This window comes from Marinilabilia sp., assembly GCF_016278715.1.
Lineage (GTDB): Bacteria > Bacteroidota > Bacteroidia > Bacteroidales > Marinilabiliaceae > Marinilabilia.
Genome location: NZ_JADQBH010000302.1, coordinates 1 through 7,215, shown reverse-complemented (window position 1 = coordinate 7,215; position 7,215 = coordinate 1). Strand labels below are relative to the sequence as shown.

Here is a 7,215-nt window from a genome sequence, read left to right as displayed (position 1 = left end):
TGCCATCTGCCAACCTCTTCCATTTAAAAGTGAAAGAGTGTCATTGCGATCCCGATGAGGCACGAGGTCGGGAGAAGCAATCTGTAAAAATATATACGCGAATATTAACTTAATCCTCACATTATTAATGCCTTAGGTTGGTGAATGGTGTTTGGGAAATCGAAAAACTACCATTCTGAAACGAGAAAATTATACCCCTTTCAAATTCATTCTATCATCTGTCGTATTTGTGCAAAAGCCTGCATACACTCCTGGCTACATTTGTTTATGTTTTGAAAAAAGTGTTAAGAGGTTTTGCTGTTCAAAGCTTTTTTAATTCGACCCGGAGAAACGGTTTCGGTCTGTTTTAACATTTTTCCAAAGCAGGAACCCATTTTAAATCACATTTATTAATCAAATTAAAGTTTTATGAGTCTACAAGTTTTATCTACCGGAGGCTTTCGGCGAATCGTTTCCGGTCGCATCAGACCAGGCCTGATAATGTTTTTAATGTTATTGGGATTGATGACCACTGTTTCACCTGCATGGAGTGCTGTGCCCCAGGACGGGAAAACCATTCGTGGTACTGTTGTTGACGAATCCGGCAGTCCTGTTCCCGGAGCAAGTATTGTTTTGCAGGGCACGACTTCAGGAACCATCACCGACATTGATGGAAACTTCTCACTCAATGTTGGAGCCCAGGAGAATCCGGTTCTTGTAATTTCCTTTATTGGTTATGAGAATCAGGAAATACCTGTGGGAAACCAGACGGTAATTAATATTTCTCTTGAACCAAGTGTTGAAGCGCTGGATGAGATTGTAGTGGTGGGTTTTGGAACCCAGAAAAAGATTAATGTTACAGGAGCTGTTGCCACTGCCTCTTCAGAAGACCTGGAAGAACGACCTGTTGCCAACGCCGTTCAGGCTTTGCAGGGTGTAATTCCCGGATTGAACATTTCCAACAGTGGTGTAGGGGGAGAACTGAATGCCTCCAAAGAAATAAATATCCGTGGTACCGGTACTATTGGCGATGGTTCCAAAGGCGATCCGTTGGTTCTGATAGACGGTATGGAGGGTGATATCAACACCATTAACCCTCAGGATATTGAGAATATTTCTGTATTGAAGGATGCTGCGGCGTCTTCTATTTATGGTTCCAGAGCTCCTTTCGGGGTTATTTTAATCACCACCAAAAGCGGTAAAGCCGGCAAAACGGTGATTAACTACAATAATAATTTTCGCTTTAATACTCCTGTATTATTGCCGGATATGCAATCATCCTGGGAATTTGTTAATTTCTTCGATGACGCCAATTTCAACGTTTCCAATTCTCACCTTTACACCGAAGACTATAAAGATTTGGTGAAGAGTTATTACGATGGTGAGTTGGATCCCTCAAATGTTGCTTATGAAGGGAGTGGCGGCAAATGGAATTACGATTACACCTATGCCAATGTGGATTGGTTGAAGGAGTATTACAAGAAATGGTCGCCTTCGCAGGAACATAACTTTAGTATCAGCGGTGGAACAGAGGATATCACCTATTACGTTTCATCCAATTTCATGACACAGGAGGGTTTTATGCGTCATGGAACAGAGAATTATGATCGCTATACGTTAACTGCAAAAATCTCTGCCCAGCTATCTCCGGTTGCAAAAGTGGAATATTCTAACCGCTTTGTAAGAGTTGACTATGAGCGGCCTACTGCGATGAATGAGGGATTTTATGATCACATTCTCCGTCGTGCCAGGCCAATCAGAGCTATTAAGGATCCTAATGGATATTATATGTCTGATATCAACTACGTTCAAACGATGTCGGAAGGCGGACGCCAGGCTGAACAGAATGACAATATGTCTCAGCAGGTAAAAGCTACTCTGACACCTGTACAGGATTGGAACATCATTGCTGAAATGAATGTGAGAACCGGGACAGATTGGACGCACTGGGACCAGAAGCGTGTTTATTCACACTATGCTGATGACCCGGAGAAAACCTATAAGGCACTTACCAGTCCCAACAATGAGCAGGTTTATGAGTACGCTTATAAGTCTACGTTCCTGAATCCGAATGTTTATACCAATTACACCAAAGACATTGGTGCCAATACTATTTCCGGTATGTTGGGAATTCAGTCCGAACAATACAAATATCGCAAGATGAGTGCCCAGCGAACCGATATGATTACCACCGATCTACCGGTTCTTGATTTGACCACCAACAATGATAATATGTCCATTATGGGGCAGTATCAGGAATGGAGTACAGCGGGTTTCTTCGGAAGGATTAATTATGACTACGATGAGAAATACCTGCTGGAGATCAATGCAAGATACGATGGGTCTTCGCGGTACCGGTCGGAAAAAAGGTGGGTTTGGACACCTTCTGCTTCGTTGGGCTGGAATATTGCCCGTGAGAATTTCTGGGGATCGCTCAGTGACTATCTGCACACTTTCAAACTGCGTGCTTCCTATGGAGTTTTGGCCAACCAAAACACAGACAATTGGTATCCCACTTATCAAACAATTGGGGTGGGGGCTTCTGATGGACAATGGATTGTTAATGGAGCAAAACCCAATACTGCTTCTGTGCCCGGGCTTATTTCTTCAACATTGACCTGGGAAAAGATAGAAACTACGAATATTGGAGTTGACTTCGGTGCGCTGGATAACCGGTTGACCGGGTCATTTGATTATTTCGAGCGTAAAACACTGGATATGGTTGGTCCGGGCATCGAACTTCCGGCTACTTTGGGAACGGGTGTTCCTAAAACCAATAATACCGACCTTAAAACTTTTGGATGGGAGCTTCAGATGCAATGGCGTGATCGACTCGGTGATTTTAGATATGGTGTAGGTGTGAACATTGCAGATTCGCAAACCCGAATATTGAGTTACGGTAACCCTACCGGAAGTCTTGACAGATACCGTGAAGATGAACTGACAGGAAATATTTACGGATATACAACAGTTGGGATAGCCAAATCGGATGAGGAGATGCAAAACCATTTGGAAACATTGCCAAATGGTGGCCAGAACGCACTGGGAAGCAACTGGGCAGCCGGTGACATCATGTATGCCGACATCAACGGCGATGGAAAGGTGGATAATGGCAGCAATACCACATCAGATATGGGAGACCTCAAAATTATTGGAAACAATACACCACGATTCAGAACCGGAATCAGATTGGATGCGGCCTGGAAGGGTTTTGATATGCAAATGTTCTGGCAGGGAGTGCTTAAGCGTGATTTTGATCCCGGTGAAAACAGTATGGTTTTTTGGGGAGCTACCGGTAGTGGCCAATGGTGGTCAACTGCTTTTACCGAGCACATGGACTATTTCAGAGCTGATAGCAATCATCCGCTGGGACAAAATACCGATGCTTATTATCCCAGACCTTTGTTCAATAACAAAAACCATAAAACTCAGACGCGGTACCTGCAGGATGCATCTTATATGAGACTTAAAAACCTGCAATTTGGTTATACCTTCCCCGAGGTGGTTATCAGCAGGCTGTCTTTACAAAATTTCAGAATTTATGTTTCGGGAGAAAACCTGTTGACCTTGACCAGTTTATCGGAAACAATGGATCCGGAAACAGCTGGTATTGGGAAACAGGGAGGTACAGTGTATCCTCTTTCAAAAACTTATAGTTTTGGTTTGAGTGTAAACTTCTAATTTTTAAAGCAATGATTACAATGAAATATAGTAAGATTTTAGCCGGATTCACATTTGCTGCCGCAAGTTTGATGATGGGAGGATGCGAAGACCATCTTGATGTTACTCCGCCATCGGAAGTGACCCCTGAGAATTATCTTTGGGATGAAACTCACCTGGCTGCCTATACGATAAAGTATTACGCCGATTATGACAATTACAATGGTGGCAGTGATGACAAAGGAGGAATGCTGCCCAGTCACTATGGAAGTGGGGGAGAATCTTTTTATTTTGATGATTTGGCCACCGATAACGCCACTACCCGTGGTTCTAATGCAAGGTTTGTGCCCGGTTTGTGGACGGTTCCTTCTACAGGTGGAGAGTGGAATTTTTCAAATATTTATGCACTCAACTATTACCTGGAAACCGTTGTTCCCCGCTTTGAGGCAGGAGAAATAAATGGAAATTCCAATAATATTGCGCATTATGTGGGGGAAGGTTATTTCCTTAGAGCACATGAATATTTCTACCGCCTTCGTAAAATTGGCGATTTCCCGATTATTACCGAACCAAAACCTGACCAACAGGAGGCTTTGGTGGAAGCATCTCAACGAGCCCCCCGTAACGAAGTGGCAAGGTTTATTCTCTCGGATCTGGATAAAGCGATTGATCTCTTGTCCAACGAGCCTGATGGGGGCAAAGTAAGAATTACCAGAAATGCTGCTTTGTTGTTAAAAGCCCGGGTGGCTCTGTTCGAAGGAACCTGGGAAAAATACCATGCAGGAACCCCACTTGTGCCTAACGGTCCGGGTTGGCCTGGAGCCGAAAAAGATTACAATAGCAACTATTCCTTTCCAGGTGGAAGTCTTGAGGGTGAGATCGATTTTTTTCTGACTGAAGCCATGGATGCATCTTCTCAGATTGCTGATAATGTTGGCCTGGTGGACAACAATCAGGTTATTCAGGAAAGTGCTTCGCAAGCGCAGAACAATTATTACAATATGTTTGCAACTCCCGATCCGTCTGCTTATTCTGAAGTTATTATGTACCGTGCATACGATGTGGACTTGGGAAGAGCGCATAGCTATAATCATTACATTTATTATGGTGCCCAAAAAGGTTATACGCATCAGATGGAGCAGTCATTTTTGATGCAGAATGGTTTGCCGGTTTATGCTGCTGGAAGTGGTTATCAGGGAGACGATTACATTGAGGATACAAAAGTGGACAGAGACAGTCGCTGGCAGTTGTTTATGAAAGCGCCCGGCGAAGTGAAGGCTTTTATCAATATTGATAATCCGGAAACCTTTGAGGAAGCTCCTGTTGTCTATAGTTCTGATGGAAAGTATTCTACCTCAACCGGATACATGTTGGGTAAAGGATATGCTCTTGATTACAATATGCAAATTCTGGGTCAGGACTTAACTGCGCCGGTAATTTTCAGAGCTGCTGAAGCATATTTGATTTACATGGAAGCCTGTTATGTGAAAAACGGGTCGTTGGATTCAAAAGCCGACCAATACTGGAGAGCTATTCGCAGACGTGCGGGAGTAGATGAGGATTACAACACTACCATTGCTGCTACAGATATGAGTATTGAAGCCAATTATGATTGGGGTGCATACTCACAGGGAACCATGGTGGATGCTACTCTTTACAATATTCGTCGCGAGCGCCGGTGCGAACTTATTGGAGAGGGACAGCGGTACAACGACCTGATTCGTTGGCGTGCAATGGATCAGTTGAATGGTTTCCAGATCGAAGGGTGTAAAATATGGGGACCAATGCAAAACAACTATGACGATGGTATTTTATTGGCCGACCAGAGTGATGAAAAGTTGAATACCGTTTCTTCCCCCGGGTTGAGTGAGTATTTACGTCCCTATCAGATTGTACAATCCAATAACAATTATTACGACGGATTGTATTTTACCGAAGCTCATTATCTTGAGCCAATTGCAGTTCAGCATTTTCTCATCTCAGCTGATGATGGGCAAACCATATCCACTTCCCCGATTTATCAAAATCCGGGATGGCCTACGGTTGCCGGTCAGGGAGCAGAACAATAATAAAAAAAGCCCCATCCGGGGCTTTTTTTATTCAATTTTAGTCCTCTATTGAGCGACTTAAGGCTTCCTGATATGAATCTTTTTAAATCAAATTAATAATCATGGGTTTTAGCGTATTTTATTTTTGTTGTAAGGCTTGGCAATTCAACAAATTCAAATTCCCTTTTTTCAGAGCTTTCCTTTGGGGTGTTTTAGCAGTCGGGTCGTTATTATTTGCCGGGTTCAATAGTTCAAGAACTTCTGAAAAAACAGTTGATAAGGCTGTTTATAAAAGCTTTCATCCGGGAGCAGTCTGGTACGACACGGATAGTGTCCACATCAATGCGCATGGAGGAGGAATGTTATTTCATGAAGATACTTACTACTGGTTTGGAGAACATAAAACTGCTGGTGTCAGCGGTAATACTGCCCTTGTTGGCATTCGTTGTTATTCCTCTCAAGACCTTTACAATTGGAAAAACGAAGGAATTGCTTTTGAATCAGCCGATGACCCTGAGTCGGAAATTGTTAAGGGGGCTGTGATGGAACGACCTAAAGTAATCTTTAATGAGGCTACCAAAAAGTTTGTGATGTGGTTTCATCTGGAACTTAAAGGTCAGGGTTACAGTGCCGCTCGTACCGGTGTGGCCATCAGTGATAAGGTAACCGGACCTTATGAATACCTCCGTTCTTTTCGTCCCAATGCAGGCACGTGGCCTGTTGATGCCACAGAAAAGATGAAAGCTGCATCATTTAGTGAGTCTCTGGAATGGTGGACTCCTGCATGGCATGAGGCTGTGGAGCAGGGGCTTTTCGTAAAGCGCGATTTTGAAACCGGTCAGATGTCACGTGATATGACCCTTTTTGTGGATGATGACGGAACAGCCTATCATATTCATTCTTCAGAGGAAAATCTGACATTGCATATTTCTAAACTTTCAGCAGATTATACTTCGTTTACAGACCGTTGGACGCGCATATTTCCCGGTGGCCATAATGAAGCTCCGGCGCTTTTTAAGCGTAAAGGAAAGTATTACCTCATTACTTCCGGTTGTACTGGTTGGGCCCCCAATGCAGCCCGCTCTTTTGTGTCCGATTCGATTTGGGGACCGTGGCAGCAACTCGGAAACCCATGTGTGGGTGATGGGGCAGAGCTTACCTTTCATTCGCAGAGCACGTTTGTTTTGCCGGTAAACGGCAAGGAGGATGCTTTCATTTTTATGGCAGATCGCTGGAAACCCAAAAATCCCATTGATGGCAGGTATATATGGCTGCCTGTGGAATTCCAGGGAGATAAACCACTTTTGAAATGGAGAGATGAGTGGGATTTATCTGTTTTTAATGCCAAGGATTAAATCATGCCAGCACGAATCCTGCAGTATTAGTGTTTTCTTGCAAAGACTGGCTGTTTTTCTTTTTGAGAAATAAATGCAATCTTTAATCTATAATGACAAGGAGTTGTCCAAAAAGTATTAAGGACAAAAAAAATGTCATGTTGAGCGTAGTCGAAACATCTGTCTTTCAAGTG

3 protein-coding genes are annotated in these 7,215 nt (G+C 43.4%); all 3 read left to right on the top strand.

Translation table 11 applies throughout. The features are described 5' to 3' along the window. Positions 1–408: 408 nt before the first annotated feature. The 3 genes from QZZ43_RS18335 to QZZ43_RS18325 all read left to right on the top strand — a co-directional run bounded on the left by QZZ43_RS18335 (position 409) and on the right by QZZ43_RS18325 (position 7,042). Entirely contained in the window at positions 409–3,660 is a 3,252-nt protein-coding gene (locus QZZ43_RS18335) for a TonB-dependent receptor (protein ID WP_291862290.1), read from the top strand. A 20-nt stretch (positions 3,661–3,680) separates the two neighbouring features. Continuing rightward, positions 3,681–5,708 (top strand): RagB/SusD family nutrient uptake outer membrane protein, encoded by a 2,028-nt coding sequence (locus QZZ43_RS18330; RefSeq protein WP_291862288.1) that lies wholly within the window; start codon positions 3,681–3,683, stop codon positions 5,706–5,708. A 101-nt stretch (positions 5,709–5,809) separates the two neighbouring features. Then, positions 5,810–7,042: a glycoside hydrolase family 43 protein gene (locus QZZ43_RS18325; protein WP_291862287.1), complete on the top strand. Its 1,233-nt coding sequence runs from the start codon at positions 5,810–5,812 to the stop codon at positions 7,040–7,042. Positions 7,043–7,215: the final 173 nt, after the last annotated feature.